This window comes from Kitasatospora sp. NPDC094019 (assembly GCF_044764505.1).
Lineage (GTDB): Bacteria > Actinomycetota > Actinomycetes > Streptomycetales > Streptomycetaceae > Kitasatospora.
This window is the reverse complement of sequence record NZ_JBIWIF010000021.1, coordinates 44,415-57,420: the sequence shown is the minus strand read 5'-3', so window position 1 is coordinate 57,420 and position 13,006 is coordinate 44,415. Positions and strand designations below refer to the sequence as shown.

Below are 13,006 nucleotides of genomic sequence, written 5' to 3'. Positions count from 1 at the left end.
CTGGGATCCGTTCGGATGCGCTAGGGGTAGATGTGCAGGATATTGCCCTGTCGGTCGATCACCACGGCCTCCTGGAGCCCTTCGATCGGCCAGTCGTGGAGCTGGGCCTTGAGGGCCGAGACCTCCACCGGGGAATCCGCGAGGTTGACGACGATCCGGCTGGTCTGGCCTTCCAGGACCTTCTCCTCGATCCTCGAACCGACGTTCCGGGCACTCCGGCTACTGGGTGAGACGCAGTCGAAGATCTCGCCCTCGATCCGGTAGTCGGGATTCTTCGGACCGGGGACCGACGGGTTCTGCTCGACGTGGTAGCCCTGCTTCGCCAGGAGTTCCGCCGACTCGTTCTCGCGCTGGAGCGCGAGCCGGTTCTCGGCGGCGTCCTCCGGGTTGATCCGGGTGGTGGACCCCTGCGGCGTGGCGTTGGGGTCGGGGGCCCTGGACGGCTGGGTGCGGACCTCGCCCGCGCCGCTGCCCCCGCCCCCGTCGTTCCCCTCCATGTGTACCCGGTCGGGGCCCGCCGCGTCCTCGATGATCTGGCCCGCGCCGATGCCGGCCATGCCCAGACCGGTGGCGATCACCCCGGCGGAGACCACGTTCACGGGCACGCCGATCACCGCGCCCGCGCCGGTGAGGTCGAGGCCGGCGCCCAGCACCTCGCCGCCGGCGCCCAGGGCGGCCAGGCCGAGGCCGCCCGCGACCTCCAGCACCGCGCCCGGGTCGTGGATCATCGCGTTGCCCACCGAGGCCAGGTCCTCGACGGCGGTCTTGCCGAGGTCCAGGGCGAAGTCGCCGGCGCCGGAGAAGAAGTTGCCCACCTTGTCCAGCCAGCCGGGCTCCTCGGGAGCCTTGTCGCGGGCCTTGGCGATCGTGCGCGCCGCGGTGTCGCCCGCGCTCTTGAGCTGCTCCCGCGCGGTCTTGAGGGTCTGCTTCGCGGCCGCCCGGGCGCCCTCGCCCGGATCCGTGAAGGGCAGTTCGTGCCCGGCGTTGCGCTCCGCGTCCTGGTGCTCGGACTTGGCGTTGCTCGTGGTGCTCTGGCCCTCGTTCCACTGCCGGATCGCGTCGGCGGCCCGTTCCTGGGCCCAGGCCAGCGTCCACCGGTAGTCGGCCAGCGCCGTGGAGGCGTCGTGGAAGCAGTCGCCGGCCACCAGCCACTTCTTGGGCTCGCCGTGGAAGGCGTGCCGGAACGCGTCGCCGGCCTTGCCTGACCAGCCCTCGACGGTGTCGATGCGCTTGAGGCCCTCGCCGGTCGAGTGCAGGGTGTCGCCGTAGCTCTTGAGCCAGGCGACGGTCGAGGCGATCGTTTCGGGGTTCCCCGGGACGAGTTCCCTGGGGTCGCCGGTCTGCCCGAGGTTCTTGGCCACTACTTCACCCCGGGGTCCTCGCCGCCCGGACGGGTCACCGTGCCGCCCGGCCGGCCGAAGAGGGTTCCGTCGACCTCGCGGTATGCCTTGACGCTCGCGGTCAGGCGCTGCGAGACCTGGGCGGCATCCTTGAGCAGGTGTTCGACGCCGATCTCCCAGCGGGTGCAGAACTTCTCCAGGACGTCGGCCAGGTGTCCGTGCCCGATCTCGTCCTTCCTGGGATCGAGGTCCTTCACTTTTCTGAACTGAAGTTTCGCCACCGTGCCGGTGATCCCGGTGGCGGCCTTTTCCAAAGCCGCCAGGTCCACCGTGAATCCCTCCGCCACAGGATCTTCCCCCTTACAGCCCCTCGCCGGGTGTGAATCGACCGTCAGGACTCGCCCGCCGAAGCTAGCACGGCGGGTTTGCCCGTCGCGCCGAAACAGCGCGGGAGGCGCTTACGGACCGATCCCGGCGTGATCTCCCGGTTTCGAACGGGAAGGGCGGGGCGGGTGTTCCGGGAGTGAATTCCCGGTAGGGCCGGAAAAGGGGAGGCGCCGGGAATCCGAAGCCGCCCGCACTGGCAGCCAACCCGCCCTTGCACGACCGGTGCGCCGTCGCGGCGGCCGATATCCGTCCCGATCGGATATCGGCCCCGCCCCGTGGCTACCGGTGACAGAACTGCTGAGCACTGATCGAAGGTGACCACTGCCGCGCGCAAACGGTGTCAACCGTCGTGCGTCACCCGGGGGTTTCACCAAGGGCCGGTCAGCGTCCTGGCGACAGGTGCCGTGCTTCGGCACAGCGATCTGGGCCCAGGCATGGGCGTCCTACGACTCAGCCCGATCGGGACGTGTCGGGTCAGGAGGGTGAAGGCGACCGCGTCGATCGCGATGTCCGGCCCGCTGAAGCCGCCCGCGTCAACGAGGTTACCCGCCCGGAGTCGAGCACCGGATTGCAACATCTTCCGGATCGGCCACGACCGTCCAGGGGGCCTCGCCCGGTTCGACCCCGGCGGGTGCCCCACCGGGAACCTCCGAGCGGGCGCGGGTTGTTCGCCGTTTTGTTCAATGACCGAGGGCCGAACCGGAACAATCCCGGTGCGCTACACCGGTAGCGCACGCCACACCCGTGCCGTGCGAGGGACAAGGGCCGCGACAGCGCCGAACCCCGGGAGAGTGCACGAGATGACGACGCTCTGCATCGCGAACAACCGCACCGAGGAGACGGTCGGAGACCTCACCCGGATGGCGCCGCTGGAGCAGCTGTTCGCCGGATGCTGGGCGCAGCGGATGCTCTGGTGGGCGAAGGACGGGGACGTCCTGGTGCTGCCCTGGAGTCCGGATCCGGAGTACCTGGCGTACGTCACCGGGTTGACCGGGGTGCGGGCCGGGAGTCTGACGTTCGTGGTTCCGCCGCCCTGCGCCCTGGGCGACCAGTTGCTCACCACCGACCGGCTGGCGGACCCGGTCTTCCGGGCCGAGCTGAGGCGGGTTCTGGAGGCCCGCGCCGTGGAGGGTCGCGCGGTGGAGGAGGTGCTGGCGATGTCGCCGAACGGAGCGGTGGCCGAACTGGCGGCCGCGCTCGGGCTGGCGCACGCCATGGACGGGCAGGCGTTCGCCGCGCAGGGCGGAAACGCCCTGGTGAACAGCAAGGCCGCGTTCCGGGCCGTGGCCGCCGGTGTCGGGGTACCGATCCCGCCCGGCCGGGTGGCCGGCTCGCCCGCGGAGGTCGAGGACGCGATCGAGCAACTGCTGGCGCGGGGCCGCAGCGTGATGGTGAAGGTCGAGTTCCAGGCGGGCGGCTTCGGCAACGAGGTCCTCATCCGGGACGAGCGGGTGGACCCGGCCGGTGCCGAACGCGTGGTGGCGCTGGCGGACCGGGCCGCGGTGGCCGGGTACGTCGCCGGGCGGTGGACCTGGCTGACCGGCGGTCGCGGCCAACGGGTGGTGGTGGAACGGTACTTCGCCGACTCCGTGCCGCTGTACGCGCAGTTCCTGATCGACGGGTCGGCCGTGGTGCTCTCCGGCTGCGGCGAGATGGTGATGCGGCCGGTGGTGATCGGGGAGATCACCCCGCCGGTCACCCCGGACGCCGAGGTCCGGGCCGAACTCGTCGCCCAGGGAGCCCGGTTGTGCGAGGCCCTACGGCTGATCGGCTATCGCGGCACGGTCAGCGCGGACGCCGTGCTGACGCCCGAGGGGGAGGTCCTCTTCCACGAGACCAACGGCCGGATCACCGGCTCCAGCCACCTGCACGACGTCTACTTCGGCCACCTGCTGCGCGAGGAGCACCGCGGCTCGCGCTGCATCCTGGAGCTGACCGGCCTCAAGGTGCCGTCCTTCGCCGAGGCGGCGGCGGCGGTCGGGGCGGCCGGGCTCGGCTTCGCCCCGGAGACCGGCACCGGTGTGCTCTTCAGCTGCAACTTCACGCCCGCCGACGGTTCGGTGATGTACTGCGCGGTGGCCGAGAGCCCGGAGGCCGCCCGTGCCCTGGAGACCGCGCTGCTCGCGCTCTTCGGCGGGTGAGTCCGGACGCGGCCGCCACCGGGAGGCTGCCACGACGCGGATGCGGGTGGCGGTGATCCACCGGCGGTTCCGCGCCGGGACGGTGCCGGTGGCCGGCCCGGACCGGGTGCTGGTCGACCTCACCCCGGCCGGGAACGGGCGAAGCCCTCACGGCCCTCGCCCATGACGGACGGCGAGTGGCAGCCGTCGACGCGGAGGAACGGGTGGCAGCGGCAGCGGAGTCCGGGGAGCCCGTCGAGGGCTGCCGCGCCACCCGGCGGGCACGCGCCGGGAGGCCCCTGTCCGGGCTGAACGTCTCCTGCATCAGCGCGAGTTGGCGCGGACCGACGGCGATGCCGTCGCTGAACCCGCAGTCCCGAGGGGGCTCCGTCGTCGGGACCGGGGCCGGGTCCGCTTCGACGCGGCGGGTCCTGCCGGTCCCGGTTCCGTCCCGGCGGCCGTGTTCGGCGTCGTAGGGCCGGACATTGAACATCAACTCGGAACAACCGACCGGTACGCACCGTTGTTCGGCGCCGACCGCACTGTGCATGATGAATCACCGGGGGCGGACAGGAGACACGCGTGACGCGCGTGGCACGCGGAGGCGCGTGGCCACGCAAGGGCGTCAGGACACCGCTTCAACGAAGAGGGGGGCCGTAAGTGCCGCGTCGGGAGAGGCCACTGGATCCTGGGGACGGGGCGCTGCTGCGCTTCGCGGCCGATCTGAGGGCGTTGCGGGAGCGTGCCGGAAGTCCGCCGTACCGCCAGCTCGCCCTGCTGGCGCACTGTTCGGCGGCCAGTCTGTCGGTGGCCGCGGGCGGGCGGCGGCTGCCGAGCCTGGCCGTCACCCTCGCCTATGTGCAGGCGTGCGGCGGGGATGTCCGGGAGTGGCGGCACCGCTGGCAGCTGCTGGCCGCGGAACTGGCCGCCGACGCGGCGACCCGGCGGCGCGCTCCGGACGGCGGACGGGCGCCGTACCCGGGCGCGGCGGCCTTCGAGGCGGTGGACGCGGAGCGGTTCTTCGGCCGGGAGGCGCTGCTGGACCGGCTGGTCTCGGCGCTGGCCGAGCGGCGGCTGGTGATCGTCACCGGGCCTTCCGGGTCGGGCAAGTCCTCACTGGTCAGAGCCGGTCTGCTGGCCCGGCTCGGCTGGGCCCCGACAGTCGTCGGCGTGCCTGCCGGGAGAACCGGGGCCGGGGACGGAGCGGGGCGTTCCCCGGCCGGAGGCGGTGTGCCGGTGGCCTTGCTGACGCCCGGCGAACGACCGATGGAGGCGTACGCGCTCGCGCTCGCCCGGCTGGGGCGGCTGGCCGGGGAGACGGCGCGCGACACGTCCGGGCCGACGGCCGGCGATCCGGTGCTGGTGGTGGACCAGGGCGAGCAACTGCGCACCCGCTGTCGGGACGCCGCCGAGCGGGCGCGCTTCCTGGACGCGCTGGTGGCGACGGCCGCGGGCGCTCCGGGGCAGGCCGTGGCCGGGCTGCCGGTGGCGGCGCCGGCCCGGTGCCGGGTGGTGCTGGTGGTCCGCTCGGACCAGCGCGCGCCGTTGTTCGCCGAGCACCCCGGACTGGCCGAGGTCGGCCGCCACGGGGTGCTGCCGGTGGGGCGTCCGGCGCCGGAGGAGCTCCGGCGGGCGATCACCGAACCCGCGTCGCGGGCGGGCTGCACCGTCGAGGGCGCTCTGCTGGCCGTCCTCATCTCGACCGTCGCGCAACAGCCGGGCGCGCTGCCGCTGTTGTCCGAGGCGTTGCTGGCGACCTGGCGGCGGCGCAGCGGCAACGCGCTGACGCTGGCCGGGTTCCAGGCCACGGGCGGGTTCGAGGGCGCGCTGGCCCGGACGGCTGAGACGCTGTACGACGGTCTGGAGGCGGCGGACCGGAGGCTGGCGCGGGCCGTGTTCGTGCGGCTCGGTGCGGAGTTGCTCGACGGGGAGCTGTCCGGGTCCGGCTGGGACGCCGTCGGCGCGCCCGCCCTGGGGGAGGGGCTGACGGCGCGCGGCGTGCTGGTGGGCGGCGGCGACGGGGGCGCCCGGAAGCCGGTCGGGCGGGCCGAGTTCGAGGATCCCGGCGTTCCGGAGGTGGTGGAACGGCTGGTCCGGGCCCGGCTGGTGGTGGTCGACCGGGACACCGTCGAACTCTCCCACCATGCCCTTCCGCAGGTCTGGCCGAGGCTGCGCGGGTGGTTGGCCGAGGGGCACGGGGCACTGGGCGAGCAGCGCGCGCTCACCGCGGCGGCCCGGGGGTGGGCGGCCGCGGACCGGGATCCGGAACTGCTGTACAGGGGTGTTCGGCTCGAACCGCTGATGCGGCGGGTCGCGGCCGGGGAGCTGGCCGCCACCGGGGTCGAACGGGCCTTCCTGGCGGCCTCGGCCCGAACCGCCGCCGCCGACCGGCGCCGGGCGCAGCGTCAGCACCTGACGGTGGCCGGGGTCGCCGCGGCGAGCGGGGCCCTGCTGGTGCTGGCGGGCGGGAGCCGGATCCGCCGGGCCTGGCGGTGGTGACCTGCCGGACGGCTCGCGGGCACGGCGGTCGGCGGATGTGGAGTGCGGCCGGCCGCCGCGGGTCCGGGCGGGGGTGTTGTTCAGCGCCGGACCAGGTCGGTCGAACAATCGATCGATCAATCGGGGCTCGGTCGCAGCAGCCCTCCCGGTGCCGATCACGGTCCTTGCGCCGCCGTCGACCGGCCGGGTAGCTTGACGAGCGCTTCCGGCCCGTCGAACGGCGAATTCGAGTGCCTGGCAAGGAAGTTCGCTGCACCGTTGCCGGTAGGGGGCGATCCGGCGACGAATCCGCACCGCGTTCCCCGGGACGGGCTCCGCATGTCCGGGGACCCCGCCCCAGCCGGGGCCGACCCCGAACGCCGCCCGGCCGTCGTGGTCCCGGAAAGCGTCGTGTTCGCCGCCGTGTCCGCGTTTCCCTGAACCCGTGTCAAGGGGGAGTCATGTCCGGTTCGGCCCGTCCGGTCCACAGCTGGGACGAGTTCAGCACGCTGCGGGAGGTCGTGGTCGGCAGTGCCGTCGGCGCCCGACTGCCCGAGCAGACCGAGCCGTCCTCCTGGCTCTCCTGCTTCCCGAAGACCGCCGCCGCCGACCTCGGTTCGATCCGGGTCGGCCCCTACCCGCCGCAGGTGGTGGAGGAGACGGAGGAGGACCTGGACGCGCTGACGGCCACCCTGCGCGGCCTCGGCGTCACCGTTCACCGGCCCGAAGCGGTCGACCACGCGGCCGAGTTCGCCTCCCCGCTGTGGAGGGCCGACGGCGGGTTCCACTCCTACTGCCCGCGTGACCTCACCCTGGTGGTCGGTGAGACGGTCATCGAGGTCGCCAGCCCGATGCGCCAGCGCTACTTCGAGGTCTTCGGGCTGCGCCCGCTCTTCCAGGACTACCTGCGCCGCGGCGCCCGCTGGATCTCCGCTCCCCGGCCGCAACTACGGGACGAACTCTTCGAGTTCGACGCCGACGGGCTTCCGCTGCTGGGTGAGAGCGAGCCGGTGTTCGACGCCGCGAACGTGCTGCGGCTGGGCCGGGACGTGTTCTACCAGGTCTCCCGCAGCGGCAACGAACTCGGCCTGCGCTGGCTGGAGTCCACCCTCGGCCTGCTCGGCGACGGCGGGCTGCGTCTGCACCCGCTGCGCGACATCTACGGGTACACCCACATCGACAGCACCATCGCGCTGCTGCGGCCGGGGCTGGTGCTGCTCAACCCGGAGCGGATCGGCCCGGAGACCGTGCCGGAGCCGCTGCGGGGCTGGGACATCCTGTGGTGCCCGCCGGCCGACCCCACCGGCGCCGCGGTCGAGAACGCGCTCAGCGAGAGCTGGATCAGCATGAACCTGCTGATGGTCTCCCCGGACACGGCGATCGTCGAGTCCGGCCAGGACGCCCTGATCAAGCAACTGGAACACGTCGGGATCACCGTCCTGCCGCAGCGGCTGCGCCACTCCCGGGTGCTCGGCGGCGGCTTCCACTGCGTCACCCTGGACATCCGGCGCGACGGCGGCCTGGAAGACTACCTGTCCTGACCCGCCCGCGCGGCCGGATCGGGCCGGGTGATCCCGGAGGGGCGAGGTTCGCCGTCCTCCGGTGTCGGCCCTTCGGTGTCGGCGCCGTGTTCGTAGGTGGTCCGGGAGATCGTCCGTCCCCGATCGACCTGATGTGCGCAAACGGTCCCGGGGATTCCGCTGGCTGGCTGCGTGGCGTGGGCGGTCGGGCACGGCTCGCCGGGGCCTCGCCCGCCCGGTGGTCGGGGCTTCGTGGGCGTGCCGCTTCGACCGCGCCGCCCCGCCGCGGGCGGCAGGCATGCGTCGGCGCGAGGTGCCGTGCCGGCCGCCGCTCGACGACGGGGGCGGGGCGGACCTCCGGTCGGCTACGGCGTCGTGGTGCGGGGCCGGTGCCGGGGCATGCCTGGGAAGGAGCTGTGCGGCGCGGCCGGGCGCCGGGCTCCGGGGCACGCCGAGGCGCCCGGGCTCCCAGGGGTGCGGAGCCGGGCTCTCGGGGTCAGAGCGCGAACATCGCGCTGTAGGGCGGGGTAAGACGTTCCTGTCGTGAACCGAAGTCGACGAGTACGGCGATGTCGCCGTCACCTTCGACGTCGACGACCCGGCCGAGGCCGTACCGGTCGTGAGTGACCCGGTCGCCGACGGCGAAATGCTTGCGCGGCGCCTCTACCGGGGCCTTGAAGGGGCTGCTGGGCAGGGGGCGGCGGACTGCTGCAAATTTCGTCATCCCCTCCAGTATGCGCCGGAAATCGCGGGACGGAGCCTTTTCGGTGCACTCGGTTTCGAACGGGGGTCGGAATGCCGCCCGTGTGGTCCAGCACACGCCCGGACGGTGCTGGTGGGGGGCGCGTGGCCGGTGCGGCGGCGCCGGCGTGCGAGCCGGCCACGCCGCGCCCCCGGGAATTGACCTTCCGGGCCGTCGGTCCGGAGGGCATCGGATCGTGCCAACCGGCCTGGATCCGGGGCGCGTTGGCGGCCGCGGCGGCCCGGGTCGGGCGGCCCCGGGGGTGCCCGACCGAAACCGGGGGCGAAATGTCCACCCGCGGCGACTCCGGGCCTGCTAGAGTGGCTGTTAGTTGCAGTAGTGGTTCCCATGAACTTTGTGTGCGCCTGCTGATGTTTCGCAGGCGCATTTTTTGTTTCCCGGCTCGTCCCGGGTGGGTGCTTCCCGCGGCGACTCGGAGCGTGCACTTCGTGCGCTTCGGACAGCCTCTTGAAGGAGATTTCCAATGGCTAATGGCACCGTGAAGTGGTTCAACTCGGAAAAGGGCTTCGGCTTCATCGAGCAGGAGGGTGGCGGCCCGGACGTCTTCGCCCACTACTCGAACATCAACGCCAACGGCTTCCGCGAGCTGCTTGAGGGCCAGAAGGTCGAGTTCGACGTCACGCAGGGTCAGAAGGGCCCGCAGGCCGAGAACATCCGCCCGCTGTAGTTCTTCTGCCACGGCACCCGCCAAGCAGCGAGAGGCCCGCACCGCGCACACGCACGGTGCGGGCCTCTCGGCATTGCTCCCCGCGTTCTTCCGGCCGATCGGGCCGTCCGCGGACGGGCGCCGACCGTAGCTGACGCGCCGAGCGGTTCCGCCGTCCACGCTCCGCCCGTCACACGCCAGGCCCGTTTCCCCTGCGACCTCCGCCCGCGTTGCCGCGCCCCGGAGGCTTCCTCGTGACGCGCGCCGCACCGAGGAAGGTCCCGCATGAACCGTTCCAGCCGTTCTCCGTACCCGAACACCTCCCGCTCCGCCGCAGGCCGCCGTTCCCCGGCCGGCCGGCGTCCCTCCGGCCGCGGCGCCGACCGGGCCGCGGGCCCCCAGGGGGAGTTCGCGATGCCGGTGAGCACCACCCCGGCGCTGCCCGCCGTCGAGTCCTTCGCCGAGCTGGAGATGCCGAAGGCCCTCTTGACGGTGTTGACCCGTCAGGGCGTGACCGCGCCGTTCCCGATCCAGGCCGCGACCCTGCCGAACTCGCTGGCCGGCCGCGATGTCCTCGGCCGGGGCCGTACCGGCTCCGGCAAGACCATCGCGTTCGGCCTCGCCGTGCTGGCCCGCACCGCCGGGCGCAGGGCCGAGCCGCGCCGCCCGCTGGCCCTGGTGCTGGTCCCCACCCGGGAGCTGGCGCAGCAGGTCACCGAGGCCCTCACCCCCTACGCCCACGCGCTGCGGCTGCGGATGGCGACCGCGGTGGGCGGGGTGCCGATCGGACGCCAGGCGTGGGCGTTGAACCGTGGTGCGGAGGTCGTGGTGGCCACGCCCGGCCGGCTCAAGGACCTGATCCAGCGCGGCGACTGCCAGCTGGACGGGGTCGGCATCACGGTGCTCGACGAGGCCGACCAGATGGCCGACATGGGCTTCCTGCCGCAGGTCACCGAGCTGCTGGAGCAGGTGGCCGAGGGCTGCCAGACGATGCTGTTCTCGGCGACCCTGGACCGCAACGTCGACCGCCTGGTACGTCGCTTCCTCAAGGACCCGGTCACCCATTCGGTGGACCCGTCCGCGGGAGCGGTCAGCACGATGGAGCACCACGTGCTGCACGTGCAGAACTTCGACAAGAACGCCACCATCGCCCACATCGCCTCCCGCGAGGGTCGGGTGATCATGTTCATCGACACCAAGGACGGCGCCGACCGCCTGGTGGACGACCTGCTCGCCAACGGCGTGAAGGCCGCCGCCCTGCACGGCGGCAAGTGCCAGCCGCAGCGCAACCGGACCCTGGAGCAGTTCCGCAACGGCCAGGTGACCGCGCTGATCGCCACCAACGTCGCCGCCCGCGGCATCCACATCGACGGCCTCGACCTGGTCGTCAACCTGGACCCGCCGAGCGACCACAAGGACTACCTGCACCGGGGCGGACGCACCGCCCGGGCCGGTGAGTCCGGCACCGTCGTCACCCTGGTGCTGCCCAAGCAGCGCCGCGCGATGGCCCGGCTGATGGCGACGGCCGCCATCACCCCGGTCACCACCGGGGTCAGCTCCGGCGGCGAGGACCTGGCGCGCATCACCGGCGCCCGCGTGCCCACCGGTGTCCCCACCGTGATCCCCGACCCCGTCGTCGAACGGCCGCGCCGCGGCCCGTCCGGGAGCCGGGGCCGCCGCGGCCGCCCGGCCGGCGACACCCGGGCCGCCTCCGGCCGCGACTCCCAGGCCGCTCCCGGCCGCCGCCGGGAACCCGGCCGGCCCACCCTCGCGGCGTAGCACCGCGAGCACCGGCGCGGAGCGAGAACCGCCGAGAACCGGCGCCCGCTCGGTCGCCCGGCGGTCCGGCCACCCCTACGCGCCGCTCACGGTCGCCCCGGCGGTGCCGGTCGTGGCGCGGGCGGAGACCATGAAGTACTCGGTGGCAATGATCCGGTGGCGGACGTCCTCCGGCAGCCGGCCGAGGACACCGGGCAGGGGGCGCTCGCGCGCGGCCTCGCTGCGGTGCGCCGCGATCGCGGCCCACTTCCGCGCCGCCCAGGGGCTCACGTCCCGGGTCAGGTCCACCAGCTCGTCCGGAACGCTGAGGGTGCTCTTGCCGACGCGCCGAAGCAGGGGGCCGAGGTCGGCGAGCGCCGAGTGCGGATGGGTGGCCATGTGGACGGCGCCGGGCTGCCAGGGCGTGCCGGCGTCGGGGTAGAGGTGTTCGAGACCGGCGGCCGCGACGGCCAGCAGGGTGGCGCGGTTGGTCAGCCGGTGGTCCGGGTGTCCGGTCACCTGGCCGTACGGGTCGTGGGTGAGCACGACGGCGGGCCTGACCTCGCGGATGTGCCGCACGATGCCCTCGACCACCTCGTCGAGGGGCGCGTCGCAGAGCCGGGCCCGGCCGGGCGCGGACCGCGGGACGCGGTGATCGGCGTGTCCGAGCATCCTCGGACCGCCCGCGCCGAGGATGTCCAGCGCCTCGGCGAGCTCCTCGGCGCGGTGGCTGTCCGGGGCCCAGGTGGCCGTGACCACGGCCACCTGGGCCCCGGCGGCGGCGTGCATGGCCAGGGTGCCGCCGGCGAGCAGCGCCTCGTCGTCCGGGTGGGCGACCACGGCGAGCACGGCGGGCGGGGCCGGTACGGAGGGCACTGAAGGTACGGCGGGCACTGAAGGTACGGAGGATACGGAGGGCGGTCGCGACACGGCGGTTCTCCTCGTCCATCACGGTGGCGGCCCGGCCGCCGACCCCGGGGTCGGCGGCCGGGCCGTTCAGACGGCGGGTGCCAAGGCGTGGTCCAGGGCGAGGCGGGTGTGCTGGAGGTCCTCCTGCCCGACCACCTCGTCCAGGATCACGGTGCCCACACCGAGCGCGATGTACCGCCGGAGCATCGCGCCGACCTCGGCGTAGGTGCCGACCAGGTAGGGGCAGAAGGTGCGGTAGGCGCGGAACGGGTAGAGCCAGTAGACGCCGTTCGGCTGGTGGGAGCGGAGGGCGTCGCGGGAGAGCTTCAGGTGCCAGTGCGACTCGATCCGGCCGACGGCCCACTCGTGGAGCTTCTCCCCGGAGGCGTCCGAGGGGAAGCGCTCGTGGGCGATCCGCCACGCCTCCGCAGCGTCGTCACGGGCGATGACGCCGAGGCGCACGCCGCAGCCGGCGAGCGGCCGGTCGCCCTGGTAGGTGTCGATCTGGTGGGGGTAGGACAGCCGGCCGACCTGGAGCACCCGCGCGGCGTCGCGGCAGTCGTCGGAGGCCCCGGACACGAAGAGGCCGGGGGCCAGGGCGGGATCGGCCGGCGGGCTGAGGGTGGCGGCGTCCAGCGCGTAGTACTTGCCGGTGTATGTCACCGCGGTCGGGGCCGCCGTCAGCTGCCGGACGATCTCGCCGTACTCGACCAGCCGGTCGTAGCGCTCCCGGTGGCCCAGCTCGCAGCCCAGTTCGGTCAGGTGCTTGGAGAAACCGCCGGTGACGAGGTTCAGGTCGACCTGCCGCCCGTAGAGGAAGGCCAGGGTGCTGATCGTCTTGGCGACCGCGAACGGGTGGGTGTCCAGCGGGTTGACCGCGACCAGGGGGACGAACCGCTCGGTGTCCTCGATGGCGATCTGCGCCGCCGCCCAGGCGTCGACCAGGGTGTTGTCGGTGTAGATCAGCGCGCCGCGGAAGCCCGCCTGCTCCGTCCAGCGGGCCACGTCGACGACCCGGCGGCGGTATTCCTGCGGTGTTCGGTCGTGCCAGGAGGGCATCGTTGTGTAGACGGTCAGCACGGGTT

Annotated in this window: 10 protein-coding genes; 5 read left to right on the top strand and 5 right to left on the bottom strand. The window is 73.4% G+C overall.

Annotated features, from left to right (window positions below; genetic code table 11):
* Nucleotides 1–20: 20 nt before the first annotated feature.
* Both ACIQ9P_RS33100 and ACIQ9P_RS33095 read right to left on the bottom strand, forming a co-directional pair.
* Nucleotides 21–1,361 carry a putative T7SS-secreted protein gene (locus ACIQ9P_RS33100; RefSeq protein WP_402364665.1) on the bottom strand — a complete coding sequence of 447 codons (1,341 nt, stop codon included), beginning with the start codon at nt 1,359–1,361 and terminating at the stop codon, nt 21–23.
* Nucleotides 1,361–1,687 carry a hypothetical protein gene (locus tag ACIQ9P_RS33095; protein WP_402364662.1) on the bottom strand — a complete coding sequence of 109 codons (327 nt, stop codon included), beginning with the start codon at nt 1,685–1,687 and terminating at the stop codon, nt 1,361–1,363. Before ACIQ9P_RS33095 ends, ACIQ9P_RS33100 begins: the two co-directional genes overlap by 1 nt.
* 840 nt (nt 1,688–2,527) lie before the next feature.
* On the opposite strand from ACIQ9P_RS33095, the gene ACIQ9P_RS33090 reads away from it, so the two are divergent.
* From ACIQ9P_RS33090 to ACIQ9P_RS33080, 3 genes are all read left to right on the top strand, one after another.
* Nucleotides 2,528–3,868, top strand: a complete 1,341-nt coding sequence (locus ACIQ9P_RS33090; protein WP_402364659.1) for a peptide ligase PGM1-related protein — start codon at nt 2,528–2,530, stop codon at nt 3,866–3,868.
* A 639-nt stretch (nt 3,869–4,507) separates the two neighbouring features.
* Nucleotides 4,508–6,346 carry a hypothetical protein gene (locus tag ACIQ9P_RS33085; protein ID WP_402364656.1) on the top strand — a complete coding sequence of 613 codons (1,839 nt, stop codon included), beginning with the start codon at nt 4,508–4,510 and terminating at the stop codon, nt 6,344–6,346.
* Between the two features lie 440 nt (nt 6,347–6,786).
* Nucleotides 6,787–7,866 carry an inosamine-phosphate amidinotransferase 1 gene (locus ACIQ9P_RS33080; RefSeq protein WP_402364653.1) on the top strand — a complete coding sequence of 360 codons (1,080 nt, stop codon included), beginning with the start codon at nt 6,787–6,789 and terminating at the stop codon, nt 7,864–7,866.
* A 475-nt stretch (nt 7,867–8,341) separates the two neighbouring features.
* On the opposite strand, the gene ACIQ9P_RS33075 is transcribed toward ACIQ9P_RS33080, so the two are convergent.
* The gene (locus ACIQ9P_RS33075) at nt 8,342–8,569 is read right to left on the bottom strand and encodes a hypothetical protein (protein WP_402364650.1); all 228 of its coding nucleotides are present in this window, start codon (nt 8,567–8,569) and stop codon (nt 8,342–8,344) included.
* A 502-nt stretch (nt 8,570–9,071) separates the two neighbouring features.
* Between ACIQ9P_RS33075 and ACIQ9P_RS33070 the strand changes: the two genes are divergently transcribed.
* Complete coding sequence (locus tag ACIQ9P_RS33070; protein WP_045694210.1) at nt 9,072–9,275, top strand: cold-shock protein; 204 nt, start codon at nt 9,072–9,074, stop codon at nt 9,273–9,275.
* Between the two features lie 264 nt (nt 9,276–9,539).
* Nucleotides 9,540–11,033 carry a DEAD/DEAH box helicase gene (locus ACIQ9P_RS33065; protein WP_402364646.1) on the top strand — a complete coding sequence of 498 codons (1,494 nt, stop codon included), beginning with the start codon at nt 9,540–9,542 and terminating at the stop codon, nt 11,031–11,033.
* A 75-nt stretch (nt 11,034–11,108) separates the two neighbouring features.
* On the opposite strand, the gene ACIQ9P_RS33060 is transcribed toward ACIQ9P_RS33065, so the two are convergent.
* Entirely contained in the window at nt 11,109–11,888 is a 780-nt protein-coding gene (locus tag ACIQ9P_RS33060; RefSeq protein WP_402364643.1) for a PIG-L deacetylase family protein, read from the bottom strand.
* A 120-nt stretch (nt 11,889–12,008) separates the two neighbouring features.
* Nucleotides 12,009–13,001 (bottom strand): LLM class flavin-dependent oxidoreductase, encoded by a 993-nt coding sequence (locus tag ACIQ9P_RS33055; RefSeq protein ID WP_402364640.1) that lies wholly within the window; start codon nt 12,999–13,001, stop codon nt 12,009–12,011.
* Nucleotides 13,002–13,006: the final 5 nt, after the last annotated feature.